Source organism: Stanieria cyanosphaera PCC 7437 (assembly GCF_000317575.1).
Taxonomy (GTDB): Bacteria; Cyanobacteriota; Cyanobacteriia; order Cyanobacteriales; family Xenococcaceae; genus Stanieria; species Stanieria cyanosphaera.
This window is the reverse complement of sequence record NC_019748.1, coordinates 347214-371770: the sequence shown is the minus strand read 5'-3', so window position 1 is coordinate 371770 and position 24557 is coordinate 347214. Positions and strand designations below refer to the sequence as shown.

Annotated in this window: 23 protein-coding genes, 2 tRNA genes and 1 pseudogene; 15 read left to right on the top strand and 11 right to left on the bottom strand. The window is 36.4% G+C overall.

Going from position 1 to position 24557, the window contains the following annotated elements; all coding sequences use genetic code 11:
- Positions 1 to 17: 17 nt before the first annotated feature.
- From STA7437_RS01595 to STA7437_RS01580, 4 genes are all read left to right on the top strand, one after another.
- Positions 18 to 749 (top strand): LbetaH domain-containing protein, encoded by a 732-nt coding sequence (locus STA7437_RS01595; RefSeq protein WP_015191619.1) that lies wholly within the window; start codon positions 18 to 20, stop codon positions 747 to 749.
- A gap of 558 nt (positions 750 to 1307) precedes the next feature.
- Positions 1308 to 2726 carry a form I ribulose bisphosphate carboxylase large subunit gene (locus STA7437_RS01590; RefSeq protein WP_015191618.1) on the top strand — a complete coding sequence of 473 codons (1419 nt, stop codon included), beginning with the start codon at positions 1308 to 1310 and terminating at the stop codon, positions 2724 to 2726.
- A gap of 81 nt (positions 2727 to 2807) precedes the next feature.
- Positions 2808 to 3284, top strand: a complete 477-nt coding sequence (rcbX, locus tag STA7437_RS01585) for a RuBisCO chaperone RbcX (RefSeq protein WP_015191617.1) — start codon at positions 2808 to 2810, stop codon at positions 3282 to 3284.
- A 19-nt stretch (positions 3285 to 3303) separates the two neighbouring features.
- Entirely contained in the window at positions 3304 to 3639 is a 336-nt protein-coding gene (locus STA7437_RS01580) for a ribulose bisphosphate carboxylase small subunit (RefSeq protein ID WP_015191616.1), read from the top strand.
- 482 nt (positions 3640 to 4121) lie between these two features.
- Here STA7437_RS01580 and psbN read toward each other — a convergent pair whose 3' ends face one another.
- Positions 4122 to 4253: a photosystem II reaction center protein PsbN gene (psbN, locus tag STA7437_RS01575; RefSeq protein WP_015191615.1), complete on the bottom strand. Its 132-nt coding sequence runs from the start codon at positions 4251 to 4253 to the stop codon at positions 4122 to 4124.
- Between the two features lie 83 nt (positions 4254 to 4336).
- Here psbN and psbH point away from each other — a divergent pair, with 83 nt between their 5' ends.
- Positions 4337 to 4540 (top strand): photosystem II reaction center phosphoprotein PsbH, encoded by a 204-nt coding sequence (gene psbH / locus STA7437_RS01570; RefSeq protein ID WP_015191614.1) that lies wholly within the window; start codon positions 4337 to 4339, stop codon positions 4538 to 4540.
- Between the two features lie 98 nt (positions 4541 to 4638).
- Positions 4639 to 4914, top strand: a complete 276-nt coding sequence (locus tag STA7437_RS01565) for a TatA/E family twin arginine-targeting protein translocase (protein ID WP_015191613.1) — start codon at positions 4639 to 4641, stop codon at positions 4912 to 4914.
- Between the two features lie 258 nt (positions 4915 to 5172).
- On the opposite strand, the gene STA7437_RS01560 is transcribed toward STA7437_RS01565, so the two are convergent.
- Together STA7437_RS01560 and carA are read right to left on the bottom strand one after the other, a co-directional pair.
- Positions 5173 to 5871, bottom strand: a complete 699-nt coding sequence (locus STA7437_RS01560) for a response regulator transcription factor (RefSeq protein WP_015191612.1) — start codon at positions 5869 to 5871, stop codon at positions 5173 to 5175.
- Positions 5872 to 6242: 371 nt separating this feature from the next.
- On the bottom strand, positions 6243 to 7376 hold the full coding sequence (gene carA / locus STA7437_RS01555; RefSeq protein ID WP_015191611.1) for a glutamine-hydrolyzing carbamoyl-phosphate synthase small subunit: 1134 nt from the start codon (positions 7374 to 7376) through the stop codon (positions 6243 to 6245).
- 209 nt (positions 7377 to 7585) lie between these two features.
- Between carA and STA7437_RS01550 the strand changes: the two genes are divergently transcribed.
- The 3 genes from STA7437_RS01550 to cutA all read left to right on the top strand — a co-directional run bounded on the left by STA7437_RS01550 (position 7586) and on the right by cutA (position 9859).
- Positions 7586 to 8518: a helix-turn-helix domain-containing protein gene (locus tag STA7437_RS01550; RefSeq protein WP_015191610.1), complete on the top strand. Its 933-nt coding sequence runs from the start codon at positions 7586 to 7588 to the stop codon at positions 8516 to 8518.
- 142 nt (positions 8519 to 8660) lie between these two features.
- The gene (locus tag STA7437_RS01545) at positions 8661 to 9527 is read left to right on the top strand and encodes a pentapeptide repeat-containing protein (RefSeq protein WP_015191609.1); all 867 of its coding nucleotides are present in this window, start codon (positions 8661 to 8663) and stop codon (positions 9525 to 9527) included.
- 5 nt (positions 9528 to 9532) lie between these two features.
- Positions 9533 to 9859 (top strand): divalent-cation tolerance protein CutA, encoded by a 327-nt coding sequence (gene cutA / locus STA7437_RS01540; RefSeq protein ID WP_015191608.1) that lies wholly within the window; start codon positions 9533 to 9535, stop codon positions 9857 to 9859.
- Between the two features lie 27 nt (positions 9860 to 9886).
- On the opposite strand, the gene STA7437_RS01535 is transcribed toward cutA, so the two are convergent.
- Both STA7437_RS01535 and STA7437_RS01530 read right to left on the bottom strand, forming a co-directional pair.
- Positions 9887 to 10276, bottom strand: a complete 390-nt coding sequence (locus STA7437_RS01535) for a phosphomannose isomerase type II C-terminal cupin domain (protein WP_015191607.1) — start codon at positions 10274 to 10276, stop codon at positions 9887 to 9889.
- A 74-nt stretch (positions 10277 to 10350) separates the two neighbouring features.
- On the bottom strand, positions 10351 to 10722 hold the full coding sequence (locus STA7437_RS01530) for a DUF4359 domain-containing protein (RefSeq protein WP_015191606.1): 372 nt from the start codon (positions 10720 to 10722) through the stop codon (positions 10351 to 10353).
- Between the two features lie 276 nt (positions 10723 to 10998).
- Here STA7437_RS01530 and STA7437_RS01525 point away from each other — a divergent pair.
- Positions 10999 to 11071 (top strand) — tRNA-His (locus STA7437_RS01525).
- Positions 11072 to 11225: 154 nt separating this feature from the next.
- Here STA7437_RS01525 and STA7437_RS01520 read toward each other — a convergent pair.
- The 4 genes and pseudogenes from STA7437_RS01520 to tilS all read right to left on the bottom strand — a co-directional run.
- A pseudogene (locus STA7437_RS01520) lies at positions 11226 to 11666 on the bottom strand (ISAs1 family transposase); the annotation flags it as partial.
- Positions 11667 to 11989: 323 nt separating this feature from the next.
- Positions 11990 to 12063 (bottom strand) — tRNA-Met (locus STA7437_RS01510).
- Between the two features lie 284 nt (positions 12064 to 12347).
- Positions 12348 to 14174: an ABC transporter ATP-binding protein gene (locus STA7437_RS01505; protein ID WP_015191603.1), complete on the bottom strand. Its 1827-nt coding sequence runs from the start codon at positions 14172 to 14174 to the stop codon at positions 12348 to 12350.
- 218 nt (positions 14175 to 14392) lie between these two features.
- Positions 14393 to 15376: a tRNA lysidine(34) synthetase TilS gene (gene tilS / locus STA7437_RS01500; RefSeq protein ID WP_015191602.1), complete on the bottom strand. Its 984-nt coding sequence runs from the start codon at positions 15374 to 15376 to the stop codon at positions 14393 to 14395.
- Positions 15377 to 15512: 136 nt separating this feature from the next.
- On the opposite strand from tilS, the gene STA7437_RS01495 reads away from it, so the two are divergent.
- Positions 15513 to 16988: a sodium/glutamate symporter gene (locus tag STA7437_RS01495; RefSeq protein ID WP_015191601.1), complete on the top strand. Its 1476-nt coding sequence runs from the start codon at positions 15513 to 15515 to the stop codon at positions 16986 to 16988.
- Between the two features lie 9 nt (positions 16989 to 16997).
- On the opposite strand, the gene ccsB is transcribed toward STA7437_RS01495, so the two are convergent.
- Together ccsB and STA7437_RS01485 are read right to left on the bottom strand one after the other, a co-directional pair.
- Complete coding sequence (gene ccsB / locus STA7437_RS01490) at positions 16998 to 17999, bottom strand: c-type cytochrome biogenesis protein CcsB (RefSeq protein WP_015191600.1); 1002 nt, start codon at positions 17997 to 17999, stop codon at positions 16998 to 17000.
- A 72-nt stretch (positions 18000 to 18071) separates the two neighbouring features.
- Complete coding sequence (locus STA7437_RS01485; RefSeq protein WP_041619667.1) at positions 18072 to 18920, bottom strand: cyanophycinase; 849 nt, start codon at positions 18918 to 18920, stop codon at positions 18072 to 18074.
- A gap of 261 nt (positions 18921 to 19181) precedes the next feature.
- Here STA7437_RS01485 and trmD point away from each other — a divergent pair, with 261 nt between their 5' ends.
- The 4 genes from trmD (at position 19182) to STA7437_RS01465 (ending at position 24366) form a co-directional block, all read left to right on the top strand.
- Entirely contained in the window at positions 19182 to 19877 is a 696-nt protein-coding gene (trmD, locus tag STA7437_RS01480; RefSeq protein ID WP_015191598.1) for a tRNA (guanosine(37)-N1)-methyltransferase TrmD, read from the top strand.
- Between the two features lie 211 nt (positions 19878 to 20088).
- Complete coding sequence (ldpA, locus tag STA7437_RS01475; protein ID WP_015191597.1) at positions 20089 to 21264, top strand: circadian clock protein LdpA; 1176 nt, start codon at positions 20089 to 20091, stop codon at positions 21262 to 21264.
- Positions 21265 to 21342: 78 nt separating this feature from the next.
- Complete coding sequence (locus STA7437_RS01470) at positions 21343 to 23097, top strand: R3H domain-containing nucleic acid-binding protein (protein WP_015191596.1); 1755 nt, start codon at positions 21343 to 21345, stop codon at positions 23095 to 23097.
- A gap of 105 nt (positions 23098 to 23202) precedes the next feature.
- Entirely contained in the window at positions 23203 to 24366 is a 1164-nt protein-coding gene (locus STA7437_RS01465) for a GuaB3 family IMP dehydrogenase-related protein (RefSeq protein WP_015191595.1), read from the top strand.
- Positions 24367 to 24557 lie beyond the last annotated feature (191 nt).

Below are 24557 nucleotides of genomic sequence, written 5' to 3'. Positions count from 1 at the left end.
CTTGTAATTGAAAAAAGATGTACCTACCACCTCTGCAACCTGTCAGTAACTCAGATATTCGTGTTTGTGGCGATGTCACAATTCATCCCACTGCAAGTATAGCTCCGGGAGTCATTTTACAAGCTGGTCCAAATAGCAGTATTGTCATAGAAGCTGAAGTTTGTATTGGCATGGGGGCAATTATCAATGCTTATCAAGGCTCAATGAAAATAAAAAGCGGTGCAATTTTAGGCTCTGGAGTTTTAATAATTGGTACTGGAATAATTGGTAATAACGCTTGTATCGGTTCGGCAACAACTATTTTTAATACTTCTGTAGCACCTCTGACAGTTATCACTCCAGGTTCTATAGTTGGAGATACATCCCGCCAAATCAAAGAAAATCAAGCAACCGAGCCAACAAATTTATCTCAACTCGATGAAACTGAAAATTCTCAGAATTTATCGACTGAAGAAAATACAACTGTTTTAGAAACCGATGATTTTTGGGCAGAAACTTCTTTAGAATCTCAGCCCTCAATCTCAATAGTTAATAATAATGGATTAGAGGAAAAACAAGTTGAGGAATCCTCATCTGTTTCAATTTCAGAATTAAATGGTTTTGAAAAAATTGATTTAGAGAATCATCAGATAGAAACTCAGCCTAATCAAAGTTCAGTGGTGGGGCAAGTTTATATCAATCAATTGTTATTAACTCTTTTCCCTCAAGGACAAGCTTGGAAAAAAAATTTACCAAAAAAACTTGAATAATTTCTGAAAAAATTATTATGAGAGTTGTCCAAATATTTAGCTAAATAATCAAAGTAATTTGGGTAATTTGTATTAAGAATTAAAATTAGATATTGAGCTTTTTATGACTTTGTCTATTCTTTTTAGACGAAAAAAGCTCTTTTTTTGTTTTTTACCCAATAAAAATAATTATTTTAAACTTGATCTAAATTAAGTATTTATACTTAAAATAACGACAGAATCACTCTTGCTGAGACAGAAGAAGGTAAGTGTGTCAATTAATATTTCTTAATTAAAAAGAAAAGGCAATTAGTAATCATCAGCCAAACTAATATGTCTTAAAAAAAATAACAATCAAAATCGCTAAGAAATAGAGTTAAATTTGATTTTCAAAGCTAAAATTTGTGTTAAGATTAAAACTTGAAAAAGATAAATAGTCAAACTGACTATCAAACAACATTTTTCTTCAAGCGAGATATCTTTTTAAAGATTTTTCTCCCCTAATTATTTTTAAGAGTTCAAGTAAATTGACTCTAACAGAGGGCAAAATAAGCATTTTTTTTATGGAGGAATGACCCAATGGTACAAACCAAATCATCTAGTGGGTTTAAAGCTGGTGTACAAGATTATCGCCTAACCTACTACACCCCAGACTACACACCCAAGGATACCGATCTGCTAGCTTGTTTCCGTATGACCCCTCAGCCTGGTGTTCCTCCAGAAGAAGCTGGTGCTGCGGTAGCTGCTGAATCTTCTACTGGTACTTGGACAACCGTTTGGACTGACGGATTAACTGATCTAGACCGCTATAAAGGTCGCTGCTACGATCTAGAGCCAGTTCCAGGCGAAGATAATCAATATTTTGCTTTCATCGCTTATCCTCTTGATTTGTTTGAAGAAGGTTCTGTTACTAACGTTTTGACCTCTTTAGTAGGTAACGTTTTTGGATTTAAAGCTCTACGTGCTTTACGTTTAGAGGATATTCGTTTTCCTGTTGCTTTAATTAAAACTTTCCAAGGACCTCCTCACGGTATTACTGTTGAGAGAGATAAATTAAACAAATACGGTCGTCCTCTGTTGGGTTGTACCATTAAACCTAAATTAGGTTTGTCTGCTAAAAACTACGGTCGTGCAGTTTACGAATGTCTTCGTGGCGGTTTAGACTTCACTAAAGACGACGAAAACATTAACTCTCAGCCTTTTATGCGTTGGCGCGATCGCTTCCTCTTCGTTCAAGAAGCGATTGAAAAATCTCAAGCAGAAACTAACGAAATTAAAGGTCATTACCTCAACGTTACTGCTGGTACTTGTGAAGAAATGATGAAACGCGCTGAATTCGCTAAAGAAATCGGCACACCTATCATCATGCATGACTTTTTAACTGGTGGTTTTACTGCTAACACTACTCTGGCTAAATACTGTCGTGACAACGGTTTATTACTTCACATTCACCGTGCAATGCACGCAGTAATCGACCGTCAAAAGAATCATGGTATTCACTTCCGCGTTTTGGCTAAGTGCTTACGTTTATCTGGTGGTGACCACTTACACTCTGGTACTGTAGTTGGTAAATTAGAAGGTGAACGTGGTATCACGATGGGCTTCGTTGACTTAATGCGCGAAGACTATGTAGAAGAAGATCGTTCTCGCGGTATTTTCTTCACTCAAGATTATGCTTCTATGCCTGGAACTATGCCTGTAGCTTCTGGTGGTATTCACGTATGGCATATGCCTGCTTTAGTAGAAATCTTTGGTGATGATTCCTGCTTACAGTTCGGTGGTGGTACTCTCGGACACCCCTGGGGTAATGCTCCTGGTGCAACAGCTAACCGTGTAGCTTTAGAAGCTTGTGTTCAAGCTCGTAATGAAGGTCGTTCTTTAGCTCGTGAAGGTAACGATGTTATTCGTGAAGCTTGCCGTTGGAGTCCTGAATTAGCTGCTGCTTGCGAATTGTGGAAAGAAATCAAATTTGAATTTGAGGCTATGGATACTCTTTAATTCAGTTAATAGCGAACAGTTACAAATAAAAAAACTTGGTAGCTGTTCTCTCAATAACTGAATCGGGACAGGTAAGTATTAATGTATCCCAAACAAATTGCGAAAGATACGGCTAAAGTTCTTCAAAGTTACCTCACTTATCAAGCAGTACGTACAATTATCAGCCAACTCTCAGAAACAAATCCTAATCAAGCAATTTGGTTAAGTCACTATAGCGATCGCACCAAACTTCAAGATGGGGAAGCTTATCTCGATGGGTTAATGTCAGAGAATAAGGAGTTATTACTGCGAATTCTCATAGTGAGAGAAGAAATAGCGCAACAAGTGTTAGATTTTCTTCCTGAAATGGTGCGTACAGGAATTGTGCAAGCTAATGTAGAACACCGTCGTAAATTGTTGGAACGCCTTACTAAGTCCCAAACCTCAAGTTCTACAACTCATCCAGAAAGCACTGATTCAGAACCAACCTCTCAGGAAGCTTATCCTGAGCCAAACTCAGATAGTGAAATCTCGTCAGAGTTTAATGTGGATGATTCTTCTAATCAAACAAATATTTGACATATAGGAAAATAAGCAGATGAAAACATTACCAAAAGAGCGTCGTTACGAAACCCTTTCTTATTTACCTCCTTTAACCGATCAGCAAATCGCCAAACAAATCGATTATATGCTCGAGCAAGGTTTTATTCCTGGAGTTGAGTTTGAAAAAGAGCCTACTCCTGAACTTCACCACTGGACTTTGTGGAAATTACCTTTGTTTGATGCTAGAAACGCTCAAGATGTACTTAATGAAGTTAGAGAATGTCGCTCTGAATATTCTGATTGCTACATCCGCGTAGTTGGTTTTGACAACATTAAGCAATGTCAGACTGTTAGCTTTATTGTTTACAAACCAAATTCTAGTCGTTACTAAATTGGAAATAGTCTAAATATTTCTGAAATGGCGTGATAATCTGATTAGATTTACACGCCGTTTTATATTTTGCTTGCTTCAAATTAACCGTTACTAATGGTGTGGCGGTGACAAATTGCCTTTAAGTAACATACCTGTTTGTCATCAACTAGCAAAAGAGATTGTTAGTTTAGAATTTTAACGCGAGCAATTTGTATAAAATACAAGATCATTCTATTGTCTACCTCAATATTGTGTCTGGCTGATTTGATTAGATTATTCCAAACTAATACTTACAAATCAAAAAATATAATTGTAAGGATTGGTAGACACCATAACAATGATCGCGATCGCTCGTAAACTCTAATTAATATATTTGCTAATCAACCATCTGTAAAACTTTTGCTTTCCAAGCAAGCTTGATCTAACTAATAACCAATTAGGACAAAAAGATTAATCTCCTAAAGCTCCAGTTTGATTATTAGTTTTACTTATAGCTAATTTTAATCTTCATGATCCTCAAAAGGATCGTTTAACTCTGCTGAAGGTGGCCCAAAAGCAGTATAAATAGAAAAACCAGTAATGATAATTAAGATTGCACCAATACTGATGCTAAGAACTATTGCGGGTTCCATAAGCTAGATAAATTATGATAACTCTTCCTTTATAATATTACAGAAGATTACAAAAATTATCTAAGACATACTACTGGTGAACTATGGCACAACGTACTCGTTTGGGAGATATTCTCAAACCTTTAAACTCAGAATATGGTAAAGTTGCTCCCGGTTGGGGTACAACTCCTTTAATGGGAGTTTTTATGCTCTTATTTTTCGTTTTTCTTTTAATTATTTTGCAACTTTATAACTCTTCATTATTATTAGAAGGAATAGATGTAGATTGGACTAGTTTAGGTAGATAGTTTCCATTCAACTAATTCATGAACAAACAAGTAATCCCCGTAATTCGGGGTTTTTTTTCGGTAATAATAAAAATTGAAGCGTAACAGAGACGATTATTATGAATATTTTTGGCATTGGTTTACCAGAAATGGCTTTAATTTTAGTAGTAGCTTTATTAGTTTTTGGTCCCAAAAAATTACCAGAGATTGGTCGTAGTCTTGGTAAAGCAATTCGTGGTTTTCAGGATGCATCAAAAGAATTTGAAAATGAATTTAAGCGAGAAGCTCAACAAATAGAAGATTCCGTTAAAATGAGTGCAAAATTAGAGGGTAGTAGCAAAACGGAAATGGCAGTAGAACGAGAAGTTGAAAAATCTTCTAGTGAATCCGAATAAAATAAATTTCTAAAAAAGTATTGGTTGAAATTAGTAAGGTAATCTTACCTTTAAATTAAATTGATTCAAGTAGAAATAACAATACACCTCGGCTTGGCAAAATTATCAAGCGATCGCCGAGTTTTTAACTTTTTTTAATTAATAACTGTATTCAAACTCTTAGGTTTTAGAAGCTAAATTTTTCTACGTAAAACTTCAAAACAAGCATCCTAAAGCCAACTAAGTTTAGCGAAATAATTAAACTTTTAACTAGGCAAATTATGCCCCTACTTCAAATTTATAGCCAACTCCTCTTACTGTTTGAATAAAACAAGGTTCTGAAAGATCTAATTCGATTTTTTTGCGAATTTGACCAATATGAACATCAACGACTCGTTGATCTCCAACATATTCATAATCCCAAACATTTTGAATTAGTTCTTCTCTTCGCCATACACGACCAGGACGACTAGCTAAAAAATGAAGTAAATCAAATTCTAATGCCGTTAAAAGAATTAAACTGTCATTGATTTTTACTTCTCGACGCACAGGATCGATCAAAAGATTATTATAAACTATTGGTTGTTTCTCTGAGGTTGTAACAGTACGCTGACGTTTAAGAATTGCTTTAACTCGATATTCCAACTCTTGTAGGTCAAAAGGTTTAGTTAAATAATCATCTGCACCTTTAAGAAAACCTTCTTTTTTATCCGAAGCATCAGCACGACTAGTGAGCATCAGAATAAAAACATCTGTTCTTCCCTGCATATCTTCACAAAGATTGTAGCCCAAAGCATCAGGTAAGTTAACATCCAAAATAACTAAATCTGGATTAAACTGCTCAAACATTTTCAATGCTGATTGTCCATCGTCGGCAGATTCAACCTGATAGTTTTTCTGAGTAAGAAAACGTATGATTAAGTTACGGATTGCAGGATCGTCGTCTACAACAAGAATTTTGGCAGAGCCCATATTCATAATTTTAAGACAATAAAAAACTAAAGATTTAGTGAAGCCATGACAAATCGACTTTATGATAAATTTAAAAATTAGCCTTTTAGATAATTATCAACCTAGAAGTTGAGAATGCCAACAACGTAAATCACTGATTCTTTAGTTAAAAGTGTTTCTATGTAGTTATTAGTAAGATTTTAACTGTTGGAAAAGTTTAAATTTTAAATATTTAAGTTAAATTTTTATTCAGTAAATTCACTTAAAAAAAACTTTTATTAATTTAAAAAATAATAATTACAACTACTTGAATCTGAAACAATAAGCAGCAGAAGAATTAAAATTCAATCAGGTGCATTCTCTCAGAATGCACCCTTAATCTAATACTTAAGTAATACTTAATTTCTCATCAACTTAACAAACTCCTCAAACAAATAATCTGCATCATGAGGACCAGGACTTGCTTCGGGATGATATTGTACTGAGAAGAAAGGTAAAGATTTATGTTTTAATCCTGCTATAGTTTGGTCATTAAGATTTAGGTGAGTAATTTCCACTTCTGGATTAAGTGATTCGACAGCAAGAGCAAAACCATGATTTTGACTAGTAATTTCTACTTGCTGTTTAAGTCCTGCTGGTTGATTTAATCCTCGATGACCAAATTTAAGTTTAAATGTTTCTGCACCTAGAGACAAACCGAGAATTTGATGTCCCATACAAATACCAAAGGTAGGTAATCCTGCCTTTAATAACTGTTTAGTAGTCTCAATTCCTTCCAAATTAGCAGCAGGATCGCCAGGCCCATTAGAGAGAAACACACCATCAGGATTGTAAGCAAGAATCTCTTCTGGGGAAGTATTAGCAGGGACTACAATAACTCTACAACCATAGCTAGCTAAACGACGCAAAATATTTCTTTTAATCCCAAAATCTATGGCGACTACAGTTAGAAGTTCTTGATCTGGCTTAGTTTTCGCTGGACTAAATTCCCAGTGGGGAGTAGTTGACTCTGACCATTCGTATACTTGTTTAGTTGTAACGTCTTTGACTAAATTTAAACCCGCCATACTGGGTGCTTGTTCGACTAGACGTAATAACTTTTCGGGGTCGAGAATTTCTGTTGAAATACCACCGTTCATAGCACCAACAGAACGAAGTTTACGAGTTAAAGCACGAGTATCAATACTATAAATACCAGGTATGTTATGCTCTGTAAGATAATCTGGTAAAGACTTGGTAGAACGCCAATTACTAGGACGATAAGTTATATTACGAGCGATCGCGCCTTTAACTTGAGGATAATCCGATTCTTCATCTTCTGGATTAACTCCAGTATTTCCTAATTCAGGATAAGTAAAGGTAACAATTTGACCACAGTAACTTGGATCTGTCAAGACTTCTTGATATCCAGTCATTCCGGTGTTAAAGACAACTTCACCTACTGTAGTTCCTTTGGCACCAAACGACAAACCATGATAATAACTACCGTCAGCTAGTACAAGTAGGGCAGGGGGAGCATCAACTCTTGGCATAGCGGTACTATTAGTATTTTGCTTTTTCAAAAAATACTTTATCAGTTATTTACTCAAGGCTAAAAACTATTCCAGAAAAAATAAGCTTTTTTTTGATTGCCAAAAGCAATTAAATATTTATTGTAGTTCCTGTTACGATTGGAGATTTAGCAAGATACACTATAAGATGAGCTTAATCCCAAAGAGTTAAACGGATCGGTTGAGGTAGTATGAGTCCGAAAAAATTGACCAAAGAAGATAAACAAGAAATTTTAAATTTGTACCGCCATTCGGAAGCGACAACCTCAACTTTAGCTACTCGTTACGGTGTCAGTAGTTCAACTATTAGCCGTTTTCTCAAAAATAATCTTTCTGCTACCGAGTATGAAGATTTAATTCAACAAAAACGTTTGGCTCGCACTCCCGGCAAAACTGATTTTCTTCAAGAGCAAATTCCAATCGAGCTAGATCAACAAACTAAACCAGATCAGACTCAAAAAAATTTACCTATTATTAATCATTCTGAAACAATTGAGCTAGAAAAGCCACCCATTAAAATTTCAGCTACTGCTGAGGAAACAGATTTTTCAATTGCTCGGCAAGATAAGTTTGATAATCTTGATGTAGAAAAATTGTCCACACCGACCAATCAGGTATCAGAACTCGAACAAGAAATTGATGATGCAAACATGATAGCTTTAGGTGAAATGTTCGGAGATGATATTGCCGACCTTGACGACTTGGAAGATGAAGACGATGACTTAGAAGATGACGAAGAGGATTGGGAAAGCGAAACAGAAACAGAAAGACAAATTAGCTATCCTTATGCCAACTCTGGAAATGCTAAAATCAAAATCTTACCTTTGTCAGCAGCTTCTTTTCCTAAAATTTGCTACATTGTAGTTGATCGCTCGGCAGAATTAATTGCTAGACCTCTAGAAAATTTTGCAGATTTGGGTAAAATTCCCAAAGAAGAATTTCAACAACAAACTTTACCTATATTTGATAACCACCGTGTGGCAAGACGATTTTCTCATCGCAGAGAACGTGTAATTAAAGTTCCTGATGGTCGAATGTTACAAAAAACCTCTCATTATTTACAAGCCAAAGGAATTACTAGACTGCTAATAGATGGGCAAATTTATTCTTTATCAACTACATAAATCAAAGCAAATATTACAAATAACAAATTACATTGTTACAGAATAAGAAAACTCCTAGGCAATAACATTTTTTTCCCTTTAAGCTAGAACTAAAGCTGAAAATTAAATAAATTAAAAATCTTTCCACGTTCTAGTTTTTTTTATGAAAGCCAGTCATTTTCTCAGACTCTACGAGCAAGGATATCGGGATTTTCCTGGAATTGATCTTAGTGGACAAGATTTAAGTGGAGTGATGCTGATATCTGTTGATTTAACAGGGGCAAATTTGAAGGGAGTTAATCTTAGTAAAACTTTTTTAACTAAGTCTAATCTTAGTCAAGCTAGTTTAAATTGGGCAAATTTAAGTTGCGCTAAAATTAGCGAGGCACAATTTAATCAAACAGATTTAACTAAAGCTGATTTAAGTGGAGCATTTATGGTTAAATCTCAATTAATTCAAGCTCAATTAAGCGGTGCTAATCTTTCTTATACGAATTTGAGGGCAGCTAATCTAAGTAATGCCAATCTCTGTGGAGCGAAACTGCAAAAAATTAACTTGAGGGAAGCAAATTTAAATGGAGTCAATTTTAACTGGGCAAATTTGTATGAAGGTAGATTAACTGGAGCTAAGTTCGATCAAACTTTATTTAATGAAGTTAATTTAAGCCAAACTTTTTTAAAAGAAGTAGATTTGAGTGGAATTAATTTGGAAGGAATTAATTTAAGTAGAGCTAAATTAAACGGTTCAAATTTAGCAGGAGCTAATTTAACTAAAGCTAATTTAGAAGAGGCTCGTTTATTGAGAGTTAATTTACAAGGAGCAAATTTGACTGGAGCAAAGCTATCTAAAGCTAATTTAGCTGAAGCCAACTTAGCCGAAGCTAATTTGACAAAAGCAGATTTAAGTTTTGCTAATCTTCAAAAAGCAATCTTGACGAATACTAAGCTTCAAGAGGCATCAATTTCCGAGGCAATTTTTTCAACTTCTGTGAATTGTTCTGCTTCGTGTTATTGGGAAACAGCGAGTTAATTTCTATGACAACTAATTCAATTGAATACTGTGTAGTTTTAGTTACTGTTGCTACTGAAGCACAAGCTCAAGAAATTGCCCAAGTTTTGTTGTCTAAAAAGTTAGCAGCTTGTGTTAATATTTTTCCTGTTAATTCTATGTACGTTTGGCAAAGCAAGCTTAATCAAGACTACGAGTGGCAATTATTGATTAAAACTAACGTCAATCAATTTGACCTTTTAGCACAAAAAATTAAAGCAATTCATTCTTACGAAGTCCCTGAAATAATCGCTTTACCTATTATTAATGGTTTACAATCTTATTTAAATTGGATTGATAGTAATCTTAGTTGAAATGTTTTTTTGATTATTATCTATTTTTTATTCAGCAAAGCGAATAATGTCATCATCGCCAAGATATTCTCCATTTTGAACTTCAATCATCACTAAAGGAATTACTCCTGGGTTTTCTACCCGATGAGGAGTATTCATCGGAACATAAGTAGATTGTTTTTGCATCAACAGTTGTTCTTCTCCATTAAAAATAACCTTAGCTGTCCCAGACACAACAATCCAATGTTCGCTACGATGATAGTGCATTTGAGTACTAATATGATGTCCTGGTTTTACTTCAATCCGATTGATGCGATAACGCTCTCCTTCTTCTAAAACTATGACTTTGCCCCAAGGTGGTGTACGAGTTAATTCAGATTCATTTTCTAATTGAGATGCAGAAGATAAAGTTTGATCATTGTTAGCTACTTCACTCATTAATTGACTCCTATAAAAAAAATATTTTATTCCTATAATATTCCAATTTAATCAAACGAAATTATCGTAATTTTTTAAATCTGTTCTGCTTGATAAATATAAAAATTTTCTAAAATGCCAATAGTACTAACGTGATACTCTGGCAAGGTTGAAGAAACTGATAAGTCAGTTTGATAAATACTAAACAAAATAAAATTGTATCTTTGAGTATTTTGAGCGACAATTTTGGATAAATGAGGACGAGTTGTATCAACCAACAAAAGACAATGGCTTTGTAAAAAATTGCCTAATTGTTGAGAAACTTGAGTGCAAATTTGCTCTTTAAGATAAATATTAAGAGTATCGGCAGCGAATTCTTGATAGCTATCATGATCGGGATTAGTAGCTACCATGATCACGCTTATTCCAATTAAAGTAGTACCAAAAATAAGCTTGAGGATATTCATCGGACTCCATGGTTATTCTCTGTTGAAGAAAACTGCTTAATTAATTCATAAAATAGCATTCTTGTTGTTTTAAACAATATCGTGATGAGTGACTAGTTACATGGTTGTTATAAATTTGGTGCTGGTTACTGCACTTTGATTTATGATTTATGTAAAAATGATTGGGTTGAGATTCAAAATAGTTTGCGCTGGGATTTAATTCATCAATGTTTCAGTCAAATAAAATTAAATCTATCTTAATTGTTCAAAAGATGTTATAATTTCCTATGCAATATGGCGAGCGTAGCCAAGTGGTTAAGGCAGTGGATTGTGGTTCCACCATTCGCGGGTTCGAGTCCCGTCGTTCGCCCTGGTTTTAGTGCTTATTTGACGTTACTTTCACCCACAAGTGATAGAACCACTGTAGAGTTACACCCTCAAAATTCCCTCAATTACCCTCACTCTACTTCTACCCAAAAACAAAAAAAAGAGTCTTCATCAACTCTTTAAATTTATGTCTAATCTGTTTGCTGTCCCAAGACTAATCGATTTTCTGTTGCCCATGCACTTACCATATGAATTGCTCCTCGGTTTTGACCCCGTTCTAAGGCACTCAGTAAGCTTTTACCATCAATCGCAATTACTTGACCTTTAGTTATCTGACTGACGGCTTGTATCCAGTTAAGAAAACATTGTTGCAAATGTTCTGGTTTGAGGCGGGCAAAGACTCGCATTAATGTATCGTGAGATGGAATACCGTACGGTAATTCTAAAAATTCCTTGAGCCAATCTTGTTTAGCATGACCGTAGTTTTCGATATCTACCCAGTTATCTGCACCACAAATCACCGCACAAATTGTAATCATCACAATATCAATCAGACGATGCTCAATACGATGTTTGGCACGTGGGTCAGGTAGAGAACGAAAGTGAGTTTCAATAGATGTTAGTGGTGATGAGTTCATGCTTAATTAGAACGCTCAAAATCATGGTTTTTCAGCATCCTAGATCAATCTCTTTGACTTATTTCTAATTTTCCTTAAATGTTAATAAGTGTGTGCGTTCGCCCTGATGATACCTCCATCGGATTTGACAAGATTGCCCAATGGCCGTATAATTCCACAGCTTTACAGATCAGACATGAATTTAAAGAGTTGATGAAGATGGTTGTTTTAGCTCAGTATTTGGGTGCAAAATGGGTGTTGTACACTTCTCAGGCTTCACTCTTTAAAGGTTAGCGAAGAGGATAGAGGGGATGAATAATAAGCACAGAAGACAGTCTGTTTAATGGCTCGGGGCAGATTTGAACTGCCGACCTTGGGCTTATGAGTCCCCTGCTCTAACCAACTGAGCTACCGAGCCGTTTTTTTCAACCTTATTATTATATAACAAAAGTTCGTTTTTTCTAAGATAAATCTAAAAATTTGGATTGAGTCATTTAAGTATTAATATACTATTTATTGCTAAAATCTTTGTCTTAGCAAGCTTTAAAGCGTGTTTATTTAATGGTAGTTTAAGCGATCGCGAACGAAGATGGCGAACCTCTCGCGTATGCAACAGCGTACTTTTAAATCGAATTAAATATTATTTTTATAAATAGTTATTAGCTAATTAAATTACAATACTTAAACTTTTTTCAGTAACTATCAACTTTCTAGCATCTGTAGTTTGTATAAACTGGCATATAAACCTTCTTGTTCTAATAACTCTTCATGATTTCCAGATTCAATCAATTCTCCTCGTTTGAGAACTAAGATTTTATCGACATTACGAATAGTAGAAAGTCGGTGAGCAATAATAATTGCCGTTCTATCTTTTAGTAATTCTTCTAACGCTTCTTGAATTAAAGCTTCAGTTTTGACATCTAAACTAGCAGTAGCTTCATCTAATACTAAAACGTGAGGATTGCGGATCGCAACACGAGCAAAAGCCAGTAATTGTTTTTGTCCTCCAGAAAGATTTGTTCCTCTTTCTCTTAATTGGGTATTGTATCCTTGTGGTAATTGTTCAATAAAGCTATCAATATTAGTTAGTTTAGCTGCTTGTTGTACTTCAGCTAAAGAATAATTTTCACCTAATGTAATGTTGCGTTTAATATCTCCAGCAAAGAGAAAACTTTCTTGTAAAATCACTCCTACATAACGACGTAATTCTGCTTGAGTAATATCTTTGATATCAATTCCATCTATTAAAATTCTGCCTTGACTAGGTTCATAAAGACGACATAATAGTCTAATAATAGAACTTTTTCCTGCTCCTGTAGGGCCAACTAGAGCAACTTTTTCTCCTGGTTTAATTGTAAAGTCTAAATTTTTAAGGACATATTCATCTGGTTTATAACCAAACCAAACATTTTCAAAACGAATTTCGCCTCGATTATTTTTTTTGTTTATTCCTTTAACATCTAACTGATTATTAATTGATAAAGCTGTTTGAGAATCTCTGATGGCAATAGGTTCATTCATTAATTCACTAATTCTTTCAATTGCCGTAAAACCTGCTTGAAACATGGTAAATTTATCAGCAAATTGACGAATCGGATTAAATAATCTTTGAGCGTAAAGAATAAAAGCAGATAAAGTTCCAAAGGTAATATTTTCTCTCAGAACAAAAATACCACCCAACCAAAGCACACCCGCGATCGCGACTAAGGAAATCCATTCTAGAGTTGCAGAAATAGCAGAATCATTGAAAATAGTTCGGTCTACTTCTTTACGATAGCGATCATTAATTGCCCTAAACATCTCTGCATTGTATCTTTCTCTTCTAAACAATTGCACGATGTTTATCCCGACAATGTTTTCTTGTAACATTGAATTGAGTTGAGATAATTCTTCTCTGGCGCGATAGTTAGCTTTGCGATATTGTCTTTGAAAATAAATAATTAAAGCAGTCACTGGAATCAACATCAATACCAACATCGATGCTAATCGCCAGTCAACTATATAAACAGTCACGACAATGGCAACAATTGAGATAAAATCACTAATTACACCGATCGCACCACTAGCAAAGACATCTCCTAAAGCTTCTACATCACTAGCGATCCGAGTTACCAATTTTCCAACGGGAGTACGGTCGAAAAAGCTGGCAGCTAGAGCGGTAACATGAGTAAATAAGTCTTCTCTTACTGCTGCGGTGATTTCTTGTCCGATTTTTTGGACTAAATAACCCTGAATTGAAGAGAAAATCAGACGTATAATGACCGTTAATAACAATAAACCAGCTAAAATATTAATTCCTTGGTCTAAAGACACATTATTCAGAAAAGACCAAGTTTCTTCCTCTCTTAGTAAAGAAATTGCTTGTCCGATAATCAGAGGTTGAACTGCTCCCGCGATCGCTAGAGGAACGAGCAAAATCATCGAAATTACTAAAATACCACGATTATTACGGGTGTAAGGAATCAGTTTGAGGAACAGTCGCCAGTCGTTTTCGCGAGGTTTGACTAAAGGAGGAGAGGAAACGGCCATGAAGAAGTTTGTAATAAGTTTGACAGAAATTGAGTTTCTTTTTGATTTTAGTGCTAAAGTTCCGAAAAAATCTTGTCTCACTCTTTTAATCAAATTGTTATAAGTATCTAGGCAAAATTAATTGTGTACTTTAGTAATCAAAAGCTTTAGAAGCTTCAGGATCAAAGGAGAATATGAGGTTGAAGATTCTTCACTTTGGTTCAGAGTGGCAATTCTGATTAATTAATTTTTTGTAAGACTAGCCAATCTTCTATTACTTCTACAACTATATTTCCTGGTAAAGTGGAAGTTCGACTGCGATTTGGTGCAGAGATTAAATCGCAAACAGCTTCAATTTGTTCAAAATTAGCAGCTTTACCCAATAATGAGGTAAGAAATTGTCGAATAACTCGGCGTTGCAAAGCTAGGGGTAGATTTTGAAGGATTATACGATTAAGTTGGTTATCTGTGGGGGAAATCGCCTGATTAAACCATTCTCTTGCCGTATCTTCCAAATACTCTACATCGGCACGTAATAATTCTGCTGTTTGTGCCAAACAATTTTCTACTTGTGAATTAAAATTTGTTTGTAAGTAAGGAATTAAATCGGCACGAATGCGATTACGAGCATATTTGGTATTATGATTAGCTGCATCAAACCAAATTGGTAACTGAAATTGTTGGCAAAAATCAAAAGTTTCTCGACGAGTAAAATTTAAAATCGGACGTACTAAAGTAATTGTCGAAGTTAAAGGACGTTGCCAAGTCAAAGCACTTAAACCATCTGCACCTGCACCTCTAACCAAATTGTAAAGGAAAGTCTCAGCGCGATCGCTTTTGGTATGACCTGTGACTACATATTGTAATCCTTCAGTTTCAGCAATTTCTGTCAATGCTTGATAACGCCAAGTTCTAGCTGCTGCTTCTGTTTCTGGCAGAGATTGAGCGATTTGCAGATAAAAAGGCACATTCCAAGTTTGAACGATCTGTTGAACGTGTTGGGCTATACCAGTATCAGATGACCAACGATGATCGCAATGAGCGATCGCAATTTGCCACTGCCATTTTGGTTGTAAATCTAGTAGAAGCTTACTTAAACAAAGAGAATCTTGTCCACCCGATAAAGCAAGCAAAATTTTGGCTTTTTTTGGTAATAATTTGCGCCCTTTTAAAGTTTGATGCAGCCTAGCATGAACCAAAGTCCAACTAGAGTGATTCTTCATATATTTTTCTTAACATTGTTATCTATCAAAAGATAGAAATTGCTTCAACATTATTAATTCAAGTAATCTTGGTTACAAACAGACTAATATAATGCCGACATACTCAAACTAAATTATTATCAAAAATGAATTAAAAATGTTTAAACTGCTTGATGTCTTTTTCGCGTTCGTCATGTTGGGGATTTTAATCCTCATAGCAAGATTTATCAAACATAAAGTTAAACTTTTTCAAACACTTTATCTTCCCGAATCAATTATTGCAGGTGCGATCGCTTTATTACTAGGGCCTGGGGTGTTTGGTGCGATCGCCATGGCTACAGGAACAGCAGAAAATGCTTATCTAGCTGGTGGTTTATTTCCTGAAACCATGAGAGAAGTTTGGTCACAATCACCTGGAGTCTTTATCAATATTGTTTTTGCTGCTCTATTTTTAGGCGAAACGATTCCTAATCCCAAAGATATTTGGCGTAAAACTGCACCTCAAGTAGCCTTTGGGCAAACTCTTGCTTGGGGACAATACGTGATTGGGATTGCCTTAGCAATCTTGGTACTTGTTCCTCTTTTCAACGTTAGTCCGATTAGTGGTGCTTTAATTGAAATTGCTTTTGAAGGGGGTCATGGTACAGCAGCAGGGATGTCGGAAACTCTTACTCAATTAAATTTTGCTGAAGGAGGAGACTTAGCCCTCGGTTTAGCAACTGTCGGCATTGTCTCAGGAATTCTGTTTGGTACGGCTTTAGCTCATTGGGGTCGTCAAAAAGGTTATCTTCAAACTGAACCAACTCCTGTACGAAGTGGTGATGCTCAATTTCAAGAAACTGCACCGATAGAAGATCACCGCTTTTTACAAAGAAAAGCAAGATTGATGCGCAATTTATTAATCGATCCGCTTTCACTCAACTTTGGTTTTACAGGATTAGCAATAGTAATTGGTTGGTTAATTTTACAAGTTTTAACCTGGATTGAATCAATTTCTTGGGGAAGAGGAGGTTTTGAATTAATTGGTGCTGTACCGCTTTTTCCCATGACCTTAATTGGCGGTATTATTATTCAGTTAGTGATGAAACGTTTAGGTCTTGAGTGCCTAATCGAACGCAGACTTCAAGAAAGAATTGCTGGAGTAGCTCTTGATGTTGTGGTGATCACTGCTTTAGCTTCAATCAATTTAACTGTTTTGGGTGCTAATCTTGGTGTTTTCTTAATACTATCGATCGCAGGTATTGTTTGGAATGTTTTAGCTTTTATTTATCTTGCACCTCGAATTTTACCAGTTTATTGGTTTGAAAGAGGTATAGGTGATATGGGTCAATCGATGGGAGTTACAGCCACAGGAATTTTGTTAATTCGCATGGTTGATGCGGAAAATCGTACAGGGGCGTTTGAAAGCTTTGCCTACAAACAGCTTTTCTTTGAACCGATTGTTGGTGGTGGTTTATTTACTGCTGCTGCCCCCGCACTAATTCTTCAGTTTGGTTCGGGTTCGATTTTATTATTAACTACGGGATTGCTAATTTTTTGGCTCGTTTTTGGTTTAATTAATTGTCAAAGAACTAAAAAACAAATGGCTCGAGAAGCACAATCTAGTTATGCTGAAACATCTATAGTTAGGTAGTTCAAATTACTAGAAAAACCAACCATAGGAATGCAATCCTTTGCCTAACAAATTAACTCCTAAATAACAAATCCAAACCACTACAAAACCTGTTGCAGCTAACATAGCAGGTTTTTTTCCTTGCCAACCGCGAGTGATTCTAGCGTGAAGATAGGCAGCAAATACCAACCATGTAATAAACGCCCAAGTTTCTTTAGGATCCCAACTCCAATAAGAACCCCAAGCTTCATTTGCCCATACTGCACCAGCAATAATTCCAATTGTTAGTAAAGGAAATCCTAAACCAATAATACGGTAACTAATATTGTCTAGAGTATCAGCAAGATTAAGACGTTCAGGAGATAGAGGAGGTTGAGTAGTTGTTTTAGGTAAATTTAAAACTGCAACATTGCCATGATTAGCTGCTACGGAACTAGAATCATCACTGCTTTGAGCTTTGGCTAAAGATAACTGTTTAATTCTGTCGCGATAACTACCAGTGCCAACCGAACTACCTTTTAATTCAACATTTTGACCGCGAGTCACAATCAAAAACGCGATCGCAATTACCGCACCTACCATCAACGTAGCGTAACTAAGCATCATCACACTGACGTGCATCATTAACCAATTAGATTTTAAAGCAGGAACTAAAGGCGCAGAGGCTTGCATTTCGGGTGGTAAAGATAAAGCTGCAAAAGCAGTAATACCCATTGCCACAGGGCTAGTCGCTACTCCAACCAACCTGGACTTACTCATATTTTCGGCAATCAAATGAATCGCCGTCACACCCCAAGCTAGGAAAAAGAGTGATTCATAGAGATTACTAAGGGGAAAATAACCCGCTTCCAACCATCGCGAACCTAACAAAGCAGCCATCGTCAAATTTGCGATCGCCATACCTGTAGTTCCCAGAGTTGATAAGTAAGGAAGTTCAGGAAATGCAGCCCCTGCCCAATAAATCAACATGGTTACAAATAAAATGCCAAACGAAGCATTATCCAGTAAATTTTGGAATTTAACTAAATCCATATTTTTTATTTAAGTAACTATATCTAATTTAAATTAGAGAGGATTAATTCTTCCTGCACTGGGTTCAATTGTTTATTTGAGAGGTAATGCTTGATGGCTATTGAGATCGTAGCGTTCTCCGTGACAAAGGACGTGTAATTTAAGATTGTGAATACTAAGAGGTTCACTACCTTTTACTTGTGATTGATTAGTATAAGACATTGATCGCGCGTCAATAATCGTAACTGTACCTTTGCCTAACACTTGAATAGTTCGATCCGACTCAAACATCGCACAGGTATCTTCATCAATTCCTATACCCAACAGTTCGGAGTGAGAAGCAATGGCACTAAGCAGACGAGCTAAACGATTGCGATTATGAAAATGTTGATCGACTAAAATTTCTGGAATAATACCCAATCCCATTGCCATATCAACCAAAGATCGATTAGGAGATTCCCCACTACTTCCGCCAGCAATCATGTGATAACCCATTACCGCAGCCCCTGCACTAGTTCCGCCAACGGTAATTTCATGATTTTGCGCCCTAGTAATAATGCGATCCATCAACGGAGTTTCTGCCAACAGTCCACACAACCGCAACTGATCTCCGCCTGTTAAAAAAATTCCCGTACATTCTTCCACATAGTCGAGATAAACAGAATCGTTACCTTGATCGCGGTCGCGTACATCTAAGACTTTGGTGTATTTTGTACCCATTTCTTCAAAAATCTGCACATAGCGATCGCCTATAATAGTAGGTTCGCGAGAAGCTGAAGGAATAATACCAATAACCGCTTCTGAGCCTCCTGAGCGATTAAAAAAGGTATGTAAAATTTCTCTACCATGTACTTTGTCTTCAGCACCGCCAATGACCAAAATAGCGGTTTTTGTTAAAGCAGGAGTATAACTAGATTGAAGTTGGGTTTCTCGATTCTGCATGGTTGGCATTTGAAGCATTAAACTCGATTCTCTGGATTGATAATGACGGTGCCGATCGGTATTAATTCTTAAATATTGATTAATATCAAATTTTCGCTCAAGAAATAGTATATTATTTACCTGTTTAAAATACAGTTAAAAATTAGTCAGATTCAGCTATTAGCTTGGCAACAATTTGTATATGATAAGGTAATTATGTTATTTTTGCATAACAAAATATACATTTTGTGGTCTTAACAAAATTATTGAGAAGAAAAATTAGTGCGGTTTGATATTATCACTTTATTCCCCGATTTTTTTGTTTCTCCGCTTAATTCTGGTTTAATTGGCAAGGCTTTAGCTAAAGAGATCGCAACAATCAATTTAATTAATCCCCGCGACTTCACTACGGATAAACATCATAAGGTTGATGATGAACCCTATGGTGGTGGGGTAGGAATGTTACTTAAACCAGAACCAATTTTTGCTGCGGTTGAATCTTTGGAGATGTTACCGAGAAAAGAAATTATTTATATGAGTCCCCAAGGAGAAACTCTTAATCAAAACTTACTACAAGAATTGGCTAGCAACTACGATCAATTGATCTTAATTTGTGGACATTATGAAGGGGTAGATGAACGAGTTTGTCAGCATTTAGTTACTAGAGAAATATCTTTAGGTGATTTTGTCCTTACTTGTGGTGAAATTCCTGCTTTAACGATTATTAACGGTGTAGTACGATTGTTACCAGGCACAGTAGCTAAACAAGCCTCTCTGAAAGCTGAGAGTTTTGAAACAGATTTACTCGATTATCCTCAATATACTAGACCAGCAGTTTTTCGGGGTTGGGAAGTTCCTGAAGTTTTACGTTCTGGCAATCATCAAGCAATTGCTCAATGGCGTAAAGAACAACAAATTCAACGAACACGCGATCGCCGTTTTGATCTCTGGAGTAGGTGGCATCAACAACAAGATTAAAACTCCCAGTATAACTTTGCTCGCCAGAAACGCTTCGATTGTTGTTAATGGTTGATTGTTAATAGTTAATTGAATGGCTTGACTTAAAATTGACTTTTTGTATTACAATATAATACATTAAGGATTTAAGTCGGTTATTTCTAACTACCCCATCCCAATTTCAGCCAAAAATTACTAACACTAATGAGCAACAAAATATTAGGATGTAGAAGTGAGCAATCTATACCATCCCTTACATTCTTTAAAAGAAGGTCACTGGTTCAAACTAATTTGCGGAGCTAGTTTTCAACACCTTCCTGCCATCCGAAGTTTGGCTTTAGCTTACAGTCTAGCTGGTGCTGATTGTATCGATGTTGCTGCGGATCCTGCCGTAATTGCTGCTGCACGAGAAGGAATTGAAGTTGCAGCTAGTTTAGCTCAAACCAATAATTTTTCAGACTGCTTTTGGCGAGGAAAACCTTGGTTAATGGTTAGTCTTAATGATGGAGAAGATCCTCATTTTCGGAAAGCAGAATTTGAGTCAACTAATTGTCCTGCTGAATGTCCGCGACCCTGTGAAGTAGTATGTCCTGCTAAAGCAATTACATTTGCAGAAACTCCCACAGGTTTTTCAGGAGTCATTGATCGCCTCTGTTACGGTTGTGGTCGTTGTTTACCCATTTGTCCACCTCAAATAATTTCCACTCGTGCTTATGTGTCTACCCCTAATGCGATCGCGGATTGGTTACCAGAAGTAGCAATAGATGCGATTGAAATTCATACTCAAGTGGGACATTACAATGATTTCCAAAGACTGTGGAGAGCGATCGCTAATCAAATTAGTAATCTCAAAGTACTAGCAATTAGTTGCCCAGATCATCCAGATTTAATTGATTATCTTCAAGCTCTCTACAATTTAATTAGTCCTTTACCTTGTCCTTTAATCTGGCAAACCGATGGTCGTCCTATGAGTGGTGACATTGGGATAGGAACTACCCATGCAGCAATCAAACTAGCTCAAAAAGTTTTAACAGCAAATTTACCAGGTTTTGTTCAACTCGCAGGTGGCACAAATGGTTACACTGTAACTAAGTTAAGGACTGCTGGATTAATCAATCAAGCAAACAACCAAGCTATCGCTGGTATCGCCTATGGCAGTTATGCTCGATCTTTATTATCGCCAATTTTAGAACAATTAGAAATAATTAACCAACAAAATTTTAAGAGCAATTCAAATAGTTTAAATACCATGAAAGTATCCTTTGAGCAATTAGAAAATCAACCAGAATTCCTTAAGCAAGCAGTAAATCAAGCTTGTTCTTTGGTTTCCCAAATTAAAACTAATGTCAAATCAGATTATTTTTATGACTGTCAAGCTTCAAAAAAAATAAAGCCAATGATAGATTAAATAATCATTTAGTTTAAGCTATTAATAAAGCAAAGAAAAGCTCAAAAAATATTTTTAGATTAAATTAATTTATCTTTAATGCCACAAGAAAAAATTCCTTCTCACCGAATGCAAATTACTGATAATTTAGACGAATTATTATCAATTTTTCCAGAGCCAATTCGTTTAAAATTAATTGAACATCCTCAAAAAGATAATTTGATCGAAGTAGTAATGGACTTAGGTCGGTTACCAGAGGGGCGTTTTGCTTCAGAAGCTTCCTATTTAGGACAAACACCAGTATCCAAAGAAGATTTACAACACTGCATTGAACGAGTAGGTATTTTCAGCAGTGATAATCGAGCAGGAATAGAAAGAACCTTACACCGTATCAGTGCCATTCGCAATCGTGCAGGAGATATTATCGGCTTAACCTGTCGGATTGGACGGGCTGTGTTTGGCACAATTATTATGATTCGGGAATTGATTGAAACTGGTCAATCAGTTCTGCTGTTGGGAAGACCAGGTGTAGGTAAAACTACTGCTCTACGAGAAATCGCTAGAGTTTTAGCCGATGACCTCAATAAAAGAGTTGTCATTATCGATACTTCCAATGAAATTGCTGGTGATGGTGATATTCCTCATCCTGCTATTGGACGCGCTCGGAGAATGCAAGTTTCTCGACCAGAATTACAGCATCAGGTTATGATTGAAGCAGTAGAAAATCATATGCCTGAAGTAATTGTAATTGATGAAATTGGTACTGAACTAGAATCTTTGGCTGCCCGTACAATTGCTGAGCGAGGAGTACAATTAGTTGGTACGGCTCACGGTAATACTATTGAGAATTTAATCAAAAATCCTACTCTATCTGATTTAATTGGCGGTATTCAAGCCGTTACCCTAGGAGATGACGAAGCTAGACGCAGAGGTTCACAAAAAACTGTTTTAGAAAGAAAAGCTCCTCCTACATTTGCGGTTGCTGTTGAAATGTTAGAAAGACAGCGATGGGTAGTTCATGAAGATGTAGCTCAAACAGTCGATAACTTACTTCGAGGAATTGAACCAACAACCCAAATTAGAACAGTTGATGATAGCGGTGAAATCAGCATCATTCATGAAGAACCTACTCAATCAAATAACAATTACTTAGCCAAAACAGTTTCTTTAGCAACTCCTTTACGACCTTCTGGAGGATGGCGTGCTTCTGGTCGAATGACTCCTGTGAGTTCTTTAAGTAGTAAACAGCAGAAAGTCAATTCCGACTTTGAACAAATGCTAGAGCAATCATGGCAAACTCAAGAACCAATCAGCAACAAAGTTCGGACTCCAGGACCTAATGGAGAAGATTGGCCTGTTTATCTCTATCCCTATGGGGTTGGTCGTTCTCAATTAGAACAGGTAATTGACGTACTAAATCTACCCATTGTCTTGACCAAAGACCTGGAGAACGCAGATGTAGTTGTCGCTTTGCGATCGCAAATCAAACATCATTCTAAACTACGACAATTAGTTAAACATCGTCAGATACCTATTTACGGAGTTAAATCTAATACCATTCCTCAAATAACTAGGGTCTTGAGGCAATTACTCAATTTTGATGACCCCAATCTTCCAGAGGCGACAGATTTACGTTTGTTTTCCCAAGCAGGAAGCGATGATGAAATTGAAGCTTTAGAAGAAGCGAGACTAGCTGTCGAACAAATCGTCATTCCCAAAGGACAACCAGTAGAATTATTACCACGCTCTGCCAAAGTCCGTAAAATGCAACATGAATTAGTCGAGCATTATCGCCTCCAATCCGATAGTTTTGGTGAAGAACCTAATCGCAGACTAAGAATTTATCCTGCTTGAGAGTAGTTTGTTACACATGATACAATCTGATTTTATTTTTTCATTTTCAAATGGTAAAAAAATTTGATAGCCTAAGCTAATAGCTTTGGGAACAGAAGGGAAAGCGTGGATATATCAATTGGTCGCTCAAAAACGGCTCGTAGAGCCTATGGAATTGACGAAATTGCACTTGTGCCTGGAGTGCGTACTTTAGACCCCAGTTTGGCAGATACCACCTGGGAAATTGGCTCAATTAAGCGAGAAATCCCCATCATTGCTAGTGCTATGGATGGCGTAGTTGATGTGCGGATGGCTGTCTTACTGTCAGAATTAGGCTCAATGGGAGTGCTGAATTTGGAAGGAATTCAAACTCGTTACGAAGACCCCGAACCAGTACTGAATCGAATTGCCTCTGTCGGTAAAGATGAGTTTGTTGGTTTAATGCAAGAATTATATTCTGAACCAATTAAACCAGAATTAATCAAACAGAGAATTAAGGATATTAAAGCTCAAGGTGGAATTGCAGCCGTTAGCCTAACTCCTTTGGGAGCAAGTAAATATGGTGAAGTTGTAGCGGAAGCTGCTGCCGATCTATTGTTCGTGCAAGCAACTGTGGTTTCTACTGCTCACCTTTCTCCTGAATCTGTTAATCCTCTAGATTTGGCTAGTTTTTGCCAGGAAATGCCCATGCCCGTAATTTTGGGTAACTGTGTTACTTACGAGGTCGCCTTAAATTTGATGAAGGCTGGTGCTGCTGGGGTCTTAGTTGGAATTGGTCCTGGTGCAGCCTGTACTTCTCGTGGTGTTTTGGGAGTTGGCGTACCTCAAGCAACAGCAACGGCTGATTGTGCTGCTGCAAGGGAAGATTATTACACACAAACAGGTAGATATGTTCCAGTTATTGCAGATGGTGGCATCATTACTGGAGGAGATATTTGTAAATGTTTGGCTTGTGGTGCTGATGCAGTTATGATTGGCTCTCCAATTGCCCGTGCTGCTGAGTCTCCAGGAAGCGATTACCACTGGGGAATGGCTACTCCTAGTCCAGTATTACCTCGCGGAACTCGGATTAAAGTGGGAACAACGGGAACAATTAAAGAAATTCTGGTTGGACCAGCTAAACTTGATGATGGTACTCACAATTTATTGGGTGCAATTAAAACTAGTATGGGTACACTTGGTGCGAAAAACCTCAAAGAAATGCAGCAAGTTGAAGTAGTGATTGCTCCTTCATTGTTGACTGAAGGAAAAGTTTATCAAAAGGCTCAACAGTTGGGTATGGGTAAATAAAAAAAATCAAAACTTATTTTGGTGCGTTGGTAGAATTGTTCAATTTAACTAACGCACTTTTTTATATTGTTAATTACTAGAAAAATTAATAGGAATAACTAGATTTATTGAGTTTCAAATTAATTTAATCTAGACTTGGATTTTTATTTGGCTAAAATTTAGGCTAAAACAGAATAATATATTATTTAACT